This is a genomic window from Micromonospora aridisoli (genome assembly GCF_056150025.1).
This window is the reverse complement of the sequence record NZ_JAXCFK010000013.1, coordinates 88,355-103,040: the sequence shown is the minus strand read 5'-3', so window position 1 is coordinate 103,040 and position 14,686 is coordinate 88,355. Positions and strand designations below refer to the sequence as shown.

15 protein-coding genes are annotated in these 14,686 nt (G+C 72.6%); 8 read left to right on the top strand and 7 right to left on the bottom strand.

What is annotated here, in order from left to right:
- Position 1: 1 nt before the first annotated feature.
- Together SM447_RS24650 and SM447_RS24645 are read right to left on the bottom strand one after the other, a co-directional pair.
- Complete coding sequence (locus tag SM447_RS24650; protein ID WP_474575234.1) at positions 2 to 409, bottom strand: YciI family protein; 408 nt, start codon at positions 407 to 409, stop codon at positions 2 to 4.
- A gap of 123 nt (positions 410 to 532) precedes the next feature.
- Positions 533 to 1,411: a dihydrodipicolinate synthase family protein gene (locus tag SM447_RS24645; protein ID WP_474575233.1), complete on the bottom strand. Its 879-nt coding sequence runs from the start codon at positions 1,409 to 1,411 to the stop codon at positions 533 to 535.
- Between the two features lie 70 nt (positions 1,412 to 1,481).
- Between SM447_RS24645 and SM447_RS24640 the strand changes: the two genes are divergently transcribed.
- Positions 1,482 to 2,390, top strand: coding sequence for a LysR family transcriptional regulator (locus tag SM447_RS24640; protein WP_474575232.1), 909 nt, complete (start codon positions 1,482 to 1,484; stop codon positions 2,388 to 2,390).
- 75 nt (positions 2,391 to 2,465) lie between these two features.
- On the opposite strand, the gene SM447_RS24635 is transcribed toward SM447_RS24640, so the two are convergent.
- Complete coding sequence (locus tag SM447_RS24635; RefSeq protein WP_474575231.1) at positions 2,466 to 3,572, bottom strand: hypothetical protein; 1,107 nt, start codon at positions 3,570 to 3,572, stop codon at positions 2,466 to 2,468.
- A 224-nt stretch (positions 3,573 to 3,796) separates the two neighbouring features.
- On the opposite strand from SM447_RS24635, the gene SM447_RS24630 reads away from it, so the two are divergent.
- Together SM447_RS24630 and SM447_RS24625 are read left to right on the top strand one after the other, a co-directional pair.
- A complete protein-coding gene (locus tag SM447_RS24630) occupies positions 3,797 to 4,705 on the top strand; it encodes an aminoglycoside phosphotransferase family protein (RefSeq protein ID WP_474575230.1) in 909 nt (302 codons plus the stop codon).
- An 82-nt stretch (positions 4,706 to 4,787) separates the two neighbouring features.
- Positions 4,788 to 6,026, top strand: coding sequence for an acyl-CoA thioesterase/BAAT N-terminal domain-containing protein (locus SM447_RS24625; RefSeq protein ID WP_474575229.1), 1,239 nt, complete (start codon positions 4,788 to 4,790; stop codon positions 6,024 to 6,026).
- A gap of 54 nt (positions 6,027 to 6,080) precedes the next feature.
- Here the strand turns inward: SM447_RS24625 and SM447_RS24620 are convergent, their stop codons facing one another.
- From SM447_RS24620 to SM447_RS24605, 4 genes are all read right to left on the bottom strand, one after another.
- Positions 6,081 to 8,306: a DUF4153 domain-containing protein gene (locus SM447_RS24620; RefSeq protein ID WP_474575228.1), complete on the bottom strand. Its 2,226-nt coding sequence runs from the start codon at positions 8,304 to 8,306 to the stop codon at positions 6,081 to 6,083.
- A 74-nt stretch (positions 8,307 to 8,380) separates the two neighbouring features.
- Positions 8,381 to 9,070: a dihydrofolate reductase family protein gene (locus SM447_RS24615; protein WP_474575227.1), complete on the bottom strand. Its 690-nt coding sequence runs from the start codon at positions 9,068 to 9,070 to the stop codon at positions 8,381 to 8,383.
- 101 nt (positions 9,071 to 9,171) lie between these two features.
- The gene (locus SM447_RS24610; RefSeq protein ID WP_474575299.1) at positions 9,172 to 10,416 is read right to left on the bottom strand and encodes an RNA polymerase sigma factor; all 1,245 of its coding nucleotides are present in this window, start codon (positions 10,414 to 10,416) and stop codon (positions 9,172 to 9,174) included.
- Positions 10,413 to 10,781, bottom strand: coding sequence for a YciI family protein (locus SM447_RS24605; protein ID WP_474575298.1), 369 nt, complete (start codon positions 10,779 to 10,781; stop codon positions 10,413 to 10,415). The genes SM447_RS24610 and SM447_RS24605 overlap by 4 nt, the downstream gene beginning before the upstream one ends.
- 270 nt (positions 10,782 to 11,051) lie before the next feature.
- Between SM447_RS24605 and SM447_RS24600 the strand changes: the two genes are divergently transcribed.
- From SM447_RS24600 to SM447_RS24580, 5 genes are all read left to right on the top strand, one after another.
- Positions 11,052 to 11,321 (top strand): hypothetical protein, encoded by a 270-nt coding sequence (locus tag SM447_RS24600; RefSeq protein ID WP_474575226.1) that lies wholly within the window; start codon positions 11,052 to 11,054, stop codon positions 11,319 to 11,321.
- The gene (locus SM447_RS24595; protein WP_474575225.1) at positions 11,321 to 12,358 is read left to right on the top strand and encodes a hypothetical protein; all 1,038 of its coding nucleotides are present in this window, start codon (positions 11,321 to 11,323) and stop codon (positions 12,356 to 12,358) included. Before SM447_RS24600 ends, SM447_RS24595 begins: the two co-directional genes overlap by 1 nt.
- 139 nt (positions 12,359 to 12,497) lie before the next feature.
- A complete protein-coding gene (locus tag SM447_RS24590; protein ID WP_474575224.1) occupies positions 12,498 to 12,869 on the top strand; it encodes a GntR family transcriptional regulator in 372 nt (123 codons plus the stop codon).
- On the top strand, positions 12,866 to 13,792 hold the full coding sequence (locus SM447_RS24585; RefSeq protein WP_474575223.1) for an ABC transporter ATP-binding protein: 927 nt from the start codon (positions 12,866 to 12,868) through the stop codon (positions 13,790 to 13,792). The genes SM447_RS24590 and SM447_RS24585 overlap by 4 nt, the downstream gene beginning before the upstream one ends.
- A complete protein-coding gene (locus tag SM447_RS24580; RefSeq protein WP_474575222.1) occupies positions 13,789 to 14,481 on the top strand; it encodes an ABC transporter permease in 693 nt (230 codons plus the stop codon). The genes SM447_RS24585 and SM447_RS24580 overlap by 4 nt, the downstream gene beginning before the upstream one ends.
- Positions 14,482 to 14,686: the final 205 nt, after the last annotated feature.

Sequence of the window (14,686 nt, the reverse complement as noted above, 5' to 3'; positions counted from 1 at the left end):
GTCACTCCGTGATTGTCGGGGGCTCGGTCAGGAACGGGCGTACCTCGAGCCACTCATGCAGCGGCTTGCCGCCGGTACCCGGCGCCGCGGACAGCTCGCCGGCCAGTTCGAGCGCCCGCTCGTAGGTCTCGACGTCGATCACCATCCAGCCGGCGATCAGGTCCTTGGTCTCCGCGAACGGGCCGTCGGTGACCGGCGGTCGCCCCTCGCCGTCGTAACGGACGAAGGTGCCCTCCGGAGAGAGAGCCTGGGCGTCCACGAACTCGCCGGTGTCCTCGAGCCGCGCGGCGAAGTCCCGCATGTACTGCACGTGCGCCGTGATCTCCTCGGGCGTCCACTGGTCCATCGGCACGTCGTTCAGCGGTGTGGGACCGCCGCGGTAGTGCTTCAGCAGCAGGTACTTGGCCATCAGTGCTCCTCGTCGGGTACGGCCCATTGTGGCCGTGTTCGCAGCGGGGACGGAGCCCGACCCGGCTTCTCGACATGTCGGCGGAAAATCTTCCGCGGATCTCCACGGATGGTCCGGGTCCGGTCAGGCCGGCACTCCCGCCACCTCCGTCACCAGGGACAGGGCCCGGGCGGTGGCCGCCGGCGTGGCGGGCAGCAGCGGAGGCCGGACGTTCGGCGTCGGGATGCGTCCCTGGGCGTGCAGCACCGCCTTGGTGACGGCGGGGTTGGGCTCGGCGAACAGCGCGGCCGACAGCGCGGCGAGACGGTGGCCGAGCGGCCGGGCCCGGGCGACATCGCTGGCCTGCCAGGCCGCGACCAGGGCGACGTAGTCGGCGGTGGCGAGGTGCGCGGAGGCGAGGATGCCGCCGTGCGCGCCGAGGGCGAGCAGTGGCGAGACGTACGCGTCCTCGCCGCAGAGCACGGCGAAGCCGGGCGGCGGATCGGCGAGGAGGGTGATCGTGTCGGCGTCGATGCCGCCGGTCGCGTGCTTGACGCCCACCACGCCGGGCAGCTCCGCGAGGCGACGCAGGGTGTCGGCACCGAGGTGCTGTCCGGTGCGGTACGGGACGTGATAGGCGACCAGCGGCACCGGGGAACTCCCGGCCAACCGGGCGTAGTGCGCGAGCACCGCCTCCTCACCGGGGCGCAGGAACGGCGGGACCAGGCAGAGTGCCGCCGTGACCTCGGGTCGTTCGGCGAGGGCTCGCAACTCCTCCGTGGTGTGCGCACCGACCAGGAGGCCGGCGCGGTGTGCCCGGCAGGCCGCGGCGATCGCGTCGACGACCGCCCGCTGCTCGGCGGCGCTGAGGGCGTGCGGCTCGGCGGTGGTGCCGAGGGCGACCAGGCCGTCCGCGCCGGCCGCCAGCATCTCGTGGGCGAGGGTGGTCAGCGTGTCGAGGGCCACGTCCCCGTCCTCGTCGAACGGCGTGATCATCGGTACGTAAAGGCCGGCAGGTGTCATGTGCCCAGCCTCCGGCAGCAGAACGTGAAGCACCAGTTCCGATTACTCAATGAATGCGTAAGCTCAACTGATGCTTGACGTCCGCCGTCTGCGCCTGTTGCGGGATCTTTCCCACCTCGGCACCATCGCCGCCGTGGCGGACGCGCACACCTACACGCCCTCCGCCGTCTCCCAGCAGCTCGCCGCGCTGCAACGGGAGGCCGGCGTCGCGCTCCTGGAGCGCCGCGGCCGGCGGGTCACCCTCACCCCCACCGGGGAGGCGCTGGTCCGGCACGCCGAGGTCGTCCTCGCCGCGCTGGAGGCGGCCGACGCGACCCTCGCCGCCGCGCGGGGCGGGCTCTCCGGCACGGTACGCATCGGCGCGTACCCCAGTGCCGTGCGTACGCTGCTGCTGCCCGCCCTGGTCGCGCTCGGCCGCGACCACCCCACGCTCGACCTCATGGTGACCGAGCTGGACCCGGTCGCCGTGCCCCACGCGCTGCGCGACCGCCGCCTCGACGTGGCCCTCGTGCACGACTACGACATCGTGCCCGTCGCGCCGGACCCGGCGCTGGACTCGACGCCGCTGCTCGACGAGACCGTGTACCTGGCGGTCGGGGCGGAGCAGGACCCGACCGGCGACCCGATCCGCGCGGTACGCGACGCGGACTGGATCGTGGGCAGCCCGGGCACGCTCTGTCACTCGGTGACCCTGCACGCCTGTGAGCTGGCCGGGTTCCGCCCGACCGTGCGGCACCACGCGGACGACTTCACCGCCGTGCTCGCCCTGGTCGCCGCCGGTCAGGGCGTCGGGCTGGTACCGCAACTGGCCGTCGGGCAGCCGCCCACCGGCGTGCACCTCGTGCCCCTCACCATCCGGCGGCGGACGCGGATCGCCTACCGCCTGGGTGCCGGTGGCCAGCCCGCGGTCGCCGCGAGCGTCGCCGCGCTCCGGGCCGCGGCCGGCGACCTGCCCGGCGAGCGGCCGGTCGCCGGCTGAGCCGAGGTCGCCGGCCAGGTGCCGTACCCGACGTCGGTCCCCGCCCGGGGATGCCTGGGCGGGGACCGGCCGGGCTCAGGCGCTCGACGAGAAGGTCGCGCTGAACTCGACGTCCTGCGGACGCCCGACGTTGCTGAAGCAGGAGACCGGCAACACCGCGTCACTGCCGAACTGTGGCCACAGCGTCTGGATGGTGCAGTACGAGGGGCCGTCCCCGATCGCGGTCACCTGCGCGGTGGTGCTCTTCTCATGCAGGGCCGGGAACTTGACCGCGTAGGTGCCGACGCCCAGGGGAGCGAAGCTGTTGGCGCCGAAGCCGAGCGGGTAGGAGTAGTTGGTCGGGCCGATGAAGGGCGTCGCGAGGTACCCGAAGTGCTTCGGCGGGCCGAACGACGCGTAGACCGAGCGCTCCCGATGGAACGAGACGGTGAAGTCGCTGTTCAGCAACGCGCCGGTGACCGGATCGTGGCAGGCGACGTAGACCACCACGTCGGGGCCGGCGGTGCCCCAGCGGAGGATCTTGCAACGGCGCGGTTGCGCGTTCGGCTGCTGGGCGGTCACCTGCACGTTGCCGGACTGCACGCCGGGTGGCGCGCCGACCGCCGGGAAGCGCACGTCGTAGATGCCCACCGCGACGTTGGCGACGGTGACGGGCGCACCGGTCGAGTTGTACGACTGGGCGAGGACGTTGGACAACACCTGCGCCGAGGCGTACGCACCGACGCCCGCCGGCAGGACGCCGGAGCTGACCGTCCAGAGCACCGTGAACGGGGTGTCGGCCGGGGCGCCCCCGGGGCGGAAACACTGCACATCGACGATCTCGTCCACCCCGGAGCTGTTCCAGCGCACGAGCTCGCAGAAGCGGCCGTCCCTGGCCACGGCGGTGACGTGCGCGTTGCCACGGGCGCCCAGGCCGATGTCCGGGAACCTCACCAGGAACCGACCGGGCGCGACCTTGCCGCCGGTGGCCACCGGGCCCGGTGCCCAGCTGCCGTACTGGTAGGCCGCGGGCAACGGCGTCCAGATCGGCACCGTCGGATCGTCGACGTACGCGAACCCGAAGCGGTCGGCGGTGGCGGCCGTGGCCGGTACCCCCGGCATGATCAGTGCGGCGGCCAGCACCACGGCCAGGGCGCGCCACAGGGCGGCGGAGAGATGACGGAGACGGGGACGGAGGGGCATGGTCCACTCCAATCGGCGGTAGTCGATGCTTGTGGCTACTGTTCCGGTCGCCGCGCAAGGTCACAGTCGGCTTGCCTACAACCGGTGGGACGGGTGCTCGGTACCAGCGCGGTCGCCCTGCCGAGACTCGTCGAGACGGGGGTCGCTCGCCCCCGTGACCGCCGGCACCGCCGGGACGCGGAATTGGGTGGCTCTCCCGCCGGGCGCGGCGACAGGATCGCGGTGTGACGCTGCATCAGGGTGAGATCCCCCTCGACGAGGGGGTCGTCAGGTCGTTGGTGGCGGATCAGTGCCCACAGTGGGCGCATCTGTCGCTGTCCCGGGCGGGCGCGGGCACCGACAACACCATGTACCGGCTCGGTGCCGACCTGCTCGTGCGGCTGCCGCGTACCGCCGACAAGGCGCGGTCGCTGCGCAAGGAACAGCACTGGCTCCCGCGACTGGCGCCGCTGCTCGCCTTCCGCATCCCCGAGCTGTTGCACACCGGCGTACCCACCGAGACCTTCCCGCTCGCCTGGTCGGTCTACCGGTGGATCGACGGTGACGAACCCGGGCCGGACACCGTGATGGACTGGGTGGCCTTCGGAGCCGACGTGGCCGCCGTGGTCCGGGAGCTGCACGGCCTGGACCTCATGGGGGCGACCCGCACCGGGAGCCTGAGCTGGTACCGCGGGGGAGCCCTGCGGGACTGCGCCGGCTGGGTCGGCAGCGCCCTGGCCGACTGTCGGACCATCGTCGGCGCGGACCTCGACGTCGAGACCGTGGCACGGCTGTGGCGCACGGCGCTCACCCTGCCCGAACCGTCCGGGCCGTACGTGTGGCTGCACGGCGACCTCAGGCCCACCAACCTCCTGGTTCGACACGGCAGGCTGCACGCGGTCATCGACTTCGGCGGACTGTCGATCGGCCTGCCCGACGCCGAACACGCCCCGGTGTGGGACCTGCCGCCCGAGGCCCGCCACGCCTACCGGAACAGCCTCGACATCGACGGTCAGACCTGGGCGCGCGCCCGCGCCTGGGCCATCGCCGTGGCGGCCAGCGGCATCTCGTACTACCGGGACAGCTATCCGGAGTTCGTCGCCGAGTGCCGGGCCCGCCTCCAGGCGATCCTCACCGACGAGGAGACCGGGTGACGGGCTGACCGCCGGGGCGGTCCGCCGGTCGGGCCCGGCCGGCGTACGCCGTGGGTGGACACTCGTCGATACGGTGTTGTCCATGCCTGGCTGGTGGAGGACGTCCAGGATCCTGCCCCTCGTCGGGGTGGGACTGCTGGTGGCGACCGTCCTTGTCGGTGACCGGGGCAGGGGCGGCGCGGCCCGCCTGAGTCTGGACGTGGCGCCGGTCGTCACACTCGCCGACGAGCCGGTCCGGGTACGCGTGGGCGGCCTGGCCGCGCGGGAGCGGGTGGTCGTCTCCGCCGAGGCCCAGGACTACACGGGGCAGTGGTGGCGCGCGGAGGCGACGTTCGTTGCCGACGCGAACGGTGTCGTGGACGTGTCCCGGGATGCCCCGGTCGACGGCTCCTACTCGGGCGTCGACCCGATGGGCCTGTTCTGGTCGATGGACCCGCTGGACGGCGACTCCTCCTACTTCGCGCCGGTCTGGCCGCACGTCCAGGGCGACTTCACGGTCCGGCTGTCGGCCGCTGGCGGTGGGCGCGAGCCGGCCAGCGTCACCGTACGGCGGGACTGGGCGGCCGGCGAGGTTTCGTTCACCGAGCTGACGCCGACGGTCGACGGGGTGCGCGGGCTGCTCGTGCTCCCGCCGCCGGAGATGCCTCGACGCCGTGGCGTGCTCTGGTTCGGTGGCTCGGAGGGCGGTGTCGGCGGGCTGTACGAGGCGGCGCTGCTCGCCTCCCGTGGGCACCCGGTGCTGTGCGTGGGCTACTTCGGCGCGTCGGGTCTGCCGGAGAGCCTGCACAACATCCCGCTGGAATACTTCGCCACCGCCGCCGAACTGCTCGCCCCGTACTCGGACGGGGAGGTGGCGGTGATGAGCTACTCGCGCGGCACCGAGGCCGCGCTGCTGCTGGCCCAACTGCGCCCCGACCTGGTGCGCGCCGTGGTGGCCTACGCTCCGAGCAACATCGTCCATTCCGGTCACCCGTACACGGGAGCGCCCGCCTGGACCTACGGCGGCCGACCCGTCGCCAGCGGCCGGATACCGCTCGACCGGGTCGACGGGCCGGTACTGGCCATCGCCGGAGAGGACGACCAGATCTGGGAAGCGGCGACGCACACCGCCGAGCTGATGCTGACCCTCGGCGGTCCGCCGCACCGCGCGCTGTACTACCCGGAGGCCGGCCACGGCGTGGGCACCGTGCCGTACCTCGCAGCGAAGACGGTGCACCAGGGGCGCACCGAGGAGCAGACGCACGGCGGTACCCGTGCCGCTGACGCCGCCGCCAGGGTGGACGGGTGGCAGCAGGTCCGCGCCTTCCTGGCCGCACTCTAGGCCCCGACCCGCTCGGCCGCCCGGACGCGCGGGAATCGGGGCGGGCCGGCGCGGTCAGCGTGGAGCTCGGTTCTTCGGCAGGTCGAACTGGTCGGCGCGGCGGCAGTCGCTCTGGTTGCCGATGGCGTCGGGCCCCAGCCGGTCGAGCACCGCCCGGGCCCGCTGTCGACCCAGGTTCCAGGTGTGCCACGGGTCCGGCTCGGCCAGATCGTCGGCGATCCAACTGAGCGTGCACCGGCGGACCGGATCGGGCAGGGTGGACAGGGCGGGCGTGGCGTCCGCGGAGAGCGCCCGCAGGTACCAGGCGTCGATCCGGCCAGTCTCCTCGTACCGGGCGACGTTGCGGCGGGCCGCGTAGTCCTCCGGGTTCAGCACCGCCAGGCTCAGCAGCATCACCACCGCGAGAGCGGCGGTCAGGCGCGGGACCCAACCGCCGCGCCAGTGGACGCCGGCCACCAGGATCATCAGGAAGACCGCACCGAGGAGCAGTTCGAAGGCCATCACGAAGATCCGCTCACCGGTGAAGCTGTAGACCTTCTGGTAGGTGTACATCCGGGACAGCGCCGACACCACGATGACCACGCTCAGCGCGCTGAGCAGCCCCAGCAGGACCCTCAGCAGCACGCGGTCCAGCGGCCGGTCCCGACGAGCCCACCGGGTCGCCCCGCCGAGCACGGCCAGGGCCAGCATGGTCACCACGACCAGTTGCCAGAAGCCGCTGCGGGCGTACTCGGCGTAGCTGAGCCCGGTGGTGTCCAGCACGTGCCGTTGACCGCCGAACAGCACGGTGAACTGCACGGCGACGAAGCCGCCGAACAGCGCGGTCAGGGTGGCGATCGGCGGCGCCCACTCGCCCAGCCCGACGCTGCGTGCGGTCGGACGGTCCACCGAGGACAGCTCCGGTGGGGCGGCGATCGTGTAGACGGCGGCCACCGCGATCAGGGCACCGGCGGCGGCCAGGAACAGCCACCGCAACACCCCGCTGACGCTGATCTCCGGAATGAGCACGCCCAGCGCCTGGGAGAAGGCGGCATCGGCGGAGGAGAGCAGCGCCCCGAAGACGATCAGGACCGCCACGGTCGCGGCGACCGAACCGACGACCCGACGCGCGGCGCCAGGGTCGCCGGGCGCCCGGACGTGGGTACGCACCCACGGCACGCCGCGTACCGCCGCGATCGGGGCGGCCACCAGGCTGAACAGGATCGACCGGATACGTCGCCCGCCGACGATCGCCAGCGCCGCGCAGGCCAGCGCGCCCAACACGCAGAAGGTCACCAGCCACCAGGCGTTGCGGAACCCGAGGACCGCGAGCAGCGCCAGGGCGGCCCCGGCCCAACCGGCCCGCGTCCATCGCTCGGCTCGGGGCAGCTCGGCGATGTGCCGCCGCACCGCGACGGCGACGCCGACGGTGAGGACCAGCCAGCCGAGGAACCAGCCGAGACCGGTGCGACCCAACGGCACGAACGTGGCCACGCCGAGCGCCCCGGCCAGGACGGCCAGTGGTGTGGCCCGGTTCCGGGTGGGCGCAGGGCCGGGCCACACCCGGTCGAAGAACGACGTGCGCGGCGGCAACGGCCGGAACGCGTACGGCGAATTGGGCGGCGGGTAGCCGAGAGTCGCCGGCTGGGCAACTCGTGGACCGACGTCGGTCACCGGCCCGGTCCGGGCACCGACCGGCGGCCGGCCCCCGGTGGGGCCGGCCGCCGCCGTCGTGGCTGCCGGTTCCGTGCCTGCTGCTGTGCTGGCGGGTGGCGCCGTGGGGCGACCCGAGGCGGTACCCGCCGCAGTGTCCGCGATCTCCCCGTCGGTGGGCCCGGCGGGCGGGACGTTGTCCGCCGGTGCCCGGTCCGGCCCGGTTCCGGGCGCGGACGGGCCGGCGACCCCGACGGTGACGACACCCGCCGTCGCCGGCGTCGCACCGGTGGCGGCCAACCGAACCGGCTGCCCGACCCCGCGTTGCGCCGGTGGCGTGAGTTCCGCCGCTCGGGGAGCGTCGGGCTCCGGCTGCCCGGTCGCTGCCGGAACCACGCCCTCCGGTACCAGCGGCAGGAAGATGGCGTAGCCCTGCGTGCCGGGCGGAACGGTGACCGGTATCGCCCAGGCCGGCCGGTCGGCCGGCCCGGGCCAGACGATGGGCGCCACCCCGTCGGTAGGTGACATGACCAGCAGGCGCGGCGGCTCCGCAGGCGGCGGCGTGGCAGCTTCGGGACCGGTGGCGACGGGAAGCGCGCCGGGTTCCCCGGTGCCCGGGGAACCCTCGGCGGGTGGCGGCTCGGACACCGCGTCCTCCTAGATCGACATGTTTGGCGTCACTCTAGAGCCGGTCGTGTCGCTCGGTCGGCCCGCCTCAGGCCCTACGGCATGCCGGCACCGCTGCCGCGGTCGTCGAGGACCAGCGGGGCGCGGCCGCGTACCACGTACCGGACATGGGTCACCTGCGGGCCGGGGACCACCCGCTCGGCGGTCAGCTCGATCGCCTCGAAATCGTCGAGGCCCAGGTCATCGAAGAGCCGCATTCCGGCGCCGAGGACCACCGGTGCCACGTGCAGCTCCAACTCGTCGAGCAGGCCCGCTCGCAGCACCTGCCGGACCAGGCTGCCGCCGCCGGCCACCGCGACGTTCTTGCCACCGGCCGCCGCCCGGGCCTGTGCCACCGCGCTGGCCAGCCCGTCGGTGACGTAGGTGAAGCTGGTGCCGCCCTTGCGGTGCAGCGTCGGGCGGGGCCGGTGGGTCACCACGAAGACGGGTGCGCGGAACGGGGGTTCGTCGCCCCACGGCACCTCGCCGCCGTCGGCCATCCGGCGACCCATCACGTACGCGCCGGCCGCGGCGAACGATTCGGCGATGATCTCGGAGTCGGCATCGTGCCGACCGCCGGCGAAGCCCTGTCGCTCGCGCCACGCCATCGCCTCGGTGGCCCACCGGGTCACCCGGAAGAAGCCGTGGCTCTCCGCCGACCGCAGCCAGTCGCCGTCGCCGTCGTGCCGTGGCCCCGCGTAGCAGCCGTCCAGCGACACCGACAGTTGGGCGGTCACCTTCGTCATGTCCAATCCTCCCGGATCCTGCCGCACCCGCCGTGGGTGCCGGCTCACCGGTGGATCGGAGCCGGCCCGGCCGCTTCTACCGGGCTTGACGGTGACCCGCGTCACAGTGGTTTGTCGCTCGCGGCGGCGGCCCGGCGTAGCAGGTGTCGCCGTTCGGGATCGTTGCCGGCACGCTGGGCCGCCTCCCGCCAGGCCGCCGCGGCGGCGGCCGGTTCGTCGGCCAGCTCCAGCAGGTGGGCGCGGACGGCGTGCAGTCGGTGGTGTCCGGCCAGCAGTCCCGACTCCAGCTCGGACAGCAGCGCCAGGCCGGCGGTGGGTCCGTGGACCAGGCCCACCGCCACCGCCCGGTTGAGCGTGGTGACCGGGTTGGGTGCCAGGTGCTCCAACAGCTCGTACAGGGCGAGTACCTGTGGCCAGTCGGTGGCCTCGGTGCTCGGTGCCTCGGCGTGCACCGCCGCGATGGCGGCCTGGATCTGGTATGGCCCCGGCGGTGCGGCGGACAGGCTCCGCTCGACAAGTGCGCACCCCTCGGCGATCGCCGTCCGGTCCCACCGTCCACGGTCCTGCTCGGCCAGCGGCACCAGCTCGCCGTCCGCGCCGACCCGGGCCGCCGCCCGCGCCTCGGTGAGCAGCATCAGCGCGAGCAGGCCGGCGGTCTCGCCGTCGCCGGGCAGCTGGTCGTGCAGCCGGCGGGCCAGCCGCAGCGCCTGCTCGGTCAGCTCGGCGCGGTGCAGCTGCTTTCCGCTGCTGGCGCTGTATCCCTCGTTGAACATCAGGTACAGCACCTGGCGTACGACCGCGAGCCGCGTCTCCAGTTCCGCTTCGGACGGCGGCGCGAACCGGGCGCCCGCCTGACGTAGCCGCAGCTTGGCCCGCGAGATGCGCTGCCCCATCGTGCGCTCCGACACCAGGAAGGCGGCGGCGACCTCCGCGGTGGTGAGCCCACCCACCGCGCGCAGGGTCAGCGCCAGCTGTGCGGGCGCGGGCAACGCCGGGTGGCAGCAGAGCAGGAACAGCTCCAGCAGGTCCTCGCGGGGCGCCTCGACGTCCGGCGGCGGGGCGACCAGCGCGTCTCGTGGGGTGGCGTCGAGCACCGTACGCTCCCGGCGGGCCTGGGCCGCGTCGACCCGCACCTGGTCGACGTAGCGGCGGGCGGCTACGGTGTGCAGCCAGCTCGCGGGATGCTCCGGGACGCCGTCGCGCGGCCACCTCTCGACGGCGGCCACCAGCGCCTCCTGCACGGCGTCCTCGGCCCGGCCGAAGTCCCCGTACCGGCGTACCAGCGTGGCCAGCAGCCGCGGCGCGAGTCCGCGTAGCAGCTCGACGGTGTCCTGGTCGAGGCTCAGCGGTCCACCCCGTCGCCGGCCATCAGCGGCCAGATCTCGATGCCGCCGGAGGCGGTGCCGAACCGCAGGCCCGGGTAACCGCGGGCGATCTCCAGCGCCCGCTGTTCGCTGTCCACGTCGACCACGAAGTACGAGCCGACGTACTCCTTGGCCTCCAGGTACGGTCCGTCCGTCACGACCGGAGTGTCGCCGGCGATCCGCACCGCCCGAGGACGCGACACCAGCCCCTGCACGTCGACCAGCTCGCCGGAGGCGCGTAGCGCCTCGTTGAACGCGTCGACCTTGCCGATCAGCGTGGCCAGGTCGGCCTCCGGCAGGCCGCCCCAGATCTCGTCGTTGCCGTAGATCAACATCAGGTACTTCACGGGTCGCCTCCATCGTGGTCAATGTGTCTGAAAACGGACAGGACGGCGGACCCTGCCCCGACGCACTGTTGTAGCAGGTAGAGAGGCCGCGGATGGCGGGCCACATCCGACCCTCCGGCCGGGACGGGACGCGACGTCCCCGCCGGCCGCCAGCACGGATCCCGCCGGGGCGCGCCGTCGCGCCGCCCGGCTCCGGCCCGCCGTAGCAGACCGCCGCACCAGCGGCGTAGCCCCGCTGGTGGCGGCGGACCGAGCCAGGAAGGAGCTGCCATGGCCGCTCCCACCGCTACCGCCTCCTTGAACTCCACCACCTACTCGCCCGGCGAGCAGATGCTGTTGACCGTCACCTACAGCGACGCCGACAACCAGCGGATGACGGTGACGGTCGTGGTCACCGACGCCCAGGGCAACCGCAGCGCCCCGGTCACGGTGACGGCCGTGATCGACCCCCTCACCCTGACCGTCACCGACGACTCGGGGCGCACCTGGTCCCGGGTCTCCGACACCGGCGCGGTGGCCGTGTTCCGGGCGGTGGCGTGATGCCCCGGGTGACCGTCACGGTGCGGGACTCCACCAGCCGGACCGCCACCGCCAGCGTCGCCTACACGGTGCTGCCGCCGGTGCTGGGCGGGTACTACCTGTCCGGCGGCGCGGATCCGACCGCCGACATGGCCGGCGGCAACTTCCGGTCGCTGACCCAGTACCGCAGCTTCGCCGACGCGTACATCTTTCCCGGCTACAACCGGCCGTGGCTGGTCACGCTCGGTCGGGCCGGGGTCGAGGTCAACATGGTGCTCGAACTGAAGCACTACGGTACGGCCGACGCCGGCCCGCAGACCTTCAGCGTGGACGGGGTGACGTACACCGTGCCGGCGCCGGCGATGACCATCCAGCAGCGACCCGGCACGGTCTGGCCGAAGGCGTACGGCTACGGCCAGGTCATCGCCGGGCAGTGCGACGGCTTGTTCGCCCGGGCGCTGTCGCAGTACCGGACGATGAGGTTCGGGGTGAACATCCAGCTCGCCTCCGAACTGGACACCGATCATGAGTTCGGCACCACGGAGGCCGGCAAGGCGTACACCTGGGCCGAGTCGGACGCCCGGGCGGTGCAGGCGATGACGTACATCGTCAACTGGTTCCGGGCCAAGGGCCTGCCGCAGGGCAGCACCTTCTCGGTCGGGCTCGGCGGCTTCGACCGGGCCTGCTTCCAGCGCACCCACCCGGAGGCGCTGATGGCACGCCTGGACTATCTCCAGTGGAACGTCTACGCGACCAGTCCCAGCCACACGGCGCTGGAGCGCTTCCGCCGCACCAAGGACTGGGCGGTGGCCGACCTCGGCCCGGTGGCGCTGTCCCGTCCGGTGCTCATCGCTGAGTGGGGCGTGCGGGTCGCCGAGATCCCTGACCAGGCGGCCTGGATCGCTACCGTGCCGCCGGCCATCGCCCGGCTCAACGCCGAGCGCGGCCCCTTGATCGCCCGCACCAACTACTTCAACTCCGGCTGGGGCACGCTCAGCCCGAAGTCGACCGGGCTGGCCGCGCTGCGGGCCGCGTACGCCCGGCCTCCGTACGGCTGATCCCCCTCCGCCCGGCCCGGCCCGGCCCGACCCGTCAAGGTCGGGCCGGCGTGTGTGCTCGGCCTTGACAACGACATCACCATGGTTGCATGGTTAGTTACATGAGTAATGAACCAGCGAACCAGGATGGCGACTGGGGATGGCCGACGTGATGGAGGAAGGCCGGCCGATCTTTCTCCAGATCGCGGAGCTGCTGGAGAACTCGATCCTGGACGGGACGCTGGCCGAGGAGGCCCAGGTGCCCTCGACGAACGAGCTGGCAGCCTTCCACCGGATCAACCCCGCGACCGCCGCCAAAGGGGTCAACAAGCTGGTCGACGACGGAACCCTCTACAAGAAGCGAGGAATCGGCATGTTCGTCTCTCCCGGCGCCCGAGCGAAGCTCCGCGGCCGGCGCCGCGACGAGTTCGCCCGGCAGTACGTCACGCCGCTGCTCACCGAGGCGCGCAAGCTCGGCATCGAGCCGGCCGAACTCAAGAACATGATCGACACCTGGGAGGAGCGTCGATGAGCCCGGTGGTCACCGTCACCGACCTGACAAAGCGGTACCGAGGAGTCACCGCCCTGGACGGGGTCAGCTTCTCGCTCACCGAGAACCGGATCTACGGCCTGCTGGGACGCAACGGGGCCGGCAAGACCACCCTGATGCAGATCCTCACCGCGCAGAGCTTCGCCACCAGCGGGGAGATCGCCGTCTTCGGGCAGCACCCGTACGAGAACGAACGCGTGCTCTCCCGAACCTCCTTCATCAAGGAGAGCCAGACCTACCCGCCGAACCTACGGGTGGCACACGTGCTACGGGCGGCCGGCCTGGTCCACCCGGGCTGGGACGAGGAGTTCGCCCAGCGGCTGGTCGACGTGTTCCAACTGCCGCTCGGACGCAACGTCCGCAAGCTCTCCCGGGGCATGCTCTCCGCGCTGGGCATCGTCGTCGGGCTCGCCTCGCGGGCTCCGCTGACCTTCTTCGACGAGCCCTATCTCGGCCTGGACGCCGTGGCCCGGCAGCTCTTCTACGACCACCTGCTGGCCGACTACACCGAACGACCACGCACCATCGTGCTGTCGACGCACCTCATCGACGAGGTCAGCGACCTGATCGAGCACGTGCTGCTGATCGACCGGGGCCGGCTCCTGCTCGACGTCGAGGCGGAGGCCCTGCGCGGCCAGGTGGTCACCGTCTCCGGTCCGGTCACCGCGGTGGACCGGTTCGCCAGTACCGGCACCGAACTGCACCGGGTGCTGCTCGGCGGGACGGCCCGGGCCACCGTACGCGGTGACTTCGGCCCGGCGGCGCACGACCGCGCCCGAGCCCTGGGGCTCGGCCTCGAAGCCTCCTCGCTTCAGGACATCGTCGTACGCCTGACCACCTCGAACAACGGGCACGCGGCCGGCACCGGTGCGGCCGCCGCGGCCGGCAAGGAGGCTCTCCGATGAACCGCGCCCTGACCGTCGCCCGGTTGCAGTTCGTCGCCTGGCCCAGCGTGGTCGGCTGGCCCTGGGGCATTCTCGCCCTGAGCTTCCTGATCAACCTGGCGCTCTTCGCCTCGATGGGCGACATCGATCGCACCCCGACCACCGGTGGCCTGATGAGCATCTACGTGGTGATGTTCGTCGCCTGCACCAACAGCATCACCCAGGACTTCCCGTTCGCCATCGGGCTCGGCATCTCGCGCCGCACCTTCTACCTCGGCAACCTGCTCCAGTTCGCCGGCCAGGCGATCAGCTACGCGGCGGTGCTCTACCTGCTGGCCGCCGTCGAGGAGGCCACCGACGGCTGGGGCATCGGCCTGACCTTCTTCGGCCTGCCCTTCCTCCTGGTGGAGAACCCGCTGCTGCGGCTGCTCGGCTTCGCGCTGCCGTTCCTGCTGCTCGGGTTCCTCGCCATCACGATCGCGCTGATCTTCAAGCGGTGGGGTGTGAACGGACTGCTCACCCTGAGCACCGTGGCGCTCGTCGGGATCGGGGGACTCGTCGTCCTCGCCACCTGGCGCGGCTGGTGGCCGGCGATCGGCGGCTGGTTCGCCGACCAGTCCGGAGCCGCCCTGCTGGTGGGTTGGCCGGCGCTGCTGACGCTGCTGCTCGCGGCGGCCAGCTACCTGATCATTCGTCGCGCGACCCCGTGACCTTCGTTCTGCCCGGTGCCCGGGTGCCGCCGGCAACCGGCGTCCGAGAGGGGGACGGACGCCGGCCACGGACAGCGCGGCGGCGGTAGAACGGGGGCGGCCCCTCCCGACCGAGGTCGGGAGGGGCCGCATGGTGCGGGATTCAGCGCCAGGTGTCGGTCAGCGTCAACGAATCTCCGGATCTCATTCCCGGAGTGGTCGGCTG

Excerpts from the sequence above, each read along its gene's own strand:
- SM447_RS24585 (WP_474575223.1), top strand. The coding sequence starts at position 12,866 with ATGAGCCCGGTGGTCACCGTCACCGACCTGACAAAGCGGTACCGAGGA.
- SM447_RS24580 (WP_474575222.1), top strand. The coding sequence starts at position 13,789 with ATGAACCGCGCCCTGACCGTCGCCCGGTTGCAGTTCGTCGCCTGGCCC.
- SM447_RS24625 (WP_474575229.1), top strand. The coding sequence starts at position 4,788 with ATGCCTGGCTGGTGGAGGACGTCCAGGATCCTGCCCCTCGTCGGGGTG.
- SM447_RS24590 (WP_474575224.1), top strand. The coding sequence starts at position 12,498 with ATGGCCGACGTGATGGAGGAAGGCCGGCCGATCTTTCTCCAGATCGCG.
- SM447_RS24595 (WP_474575225.1), top strand. The coding sequence starts at position 11,321 with ATGCCCCGGGTGACCGTCACGGTGCGGGACTCCACCAGCCGGACCGCC.
- SM447_RS24650 (WP_474575234.1), bottom strand. The coding sequence starts at position 409 with ATGGCCAAGTACCTGCTGCTGAAGCACTACCGCGGCGGTCCCACACCG.
- SM447_RS24635 (WP_474575231.1), bottom strand. The coding sequence starts at position 3,572 with ATGCCCCTCCGTCCCCGTCTCCGTCATCTCTCCGCCGCCCTGTGGCGC.
- SM447_RS24645 (WP_474575233.1), bottom strand. The coding sequence starts at position 1,411 with ATGACACCTGCCGGCCTTTACGTACCGATGATCACGCCGTTCGACGAG.
- SM447_RS24615 (WP_474575227.1), bottom strand. The coding sequence starts at position 9,070 with ATGACGAAGGTGACCGCCCAACTGTCGGTGTCGCTGGACGGCTGCTAC.
- SM447_RS24640 (WP_474575232.1), top strand. The coding sequence starts at position 1,482 with ATGCTTGACGTCCGCCGTCTGCGCCTGTTGCGGGATCTTTCCCACCTC.
- SM447_RS24600 (WP_474575226.1), top strand. The coding sequence starts at position 11,052 with ATGGCCGCTCCCACCGCTACCGCCTCCTTGAACTCCACCACCTACTCG.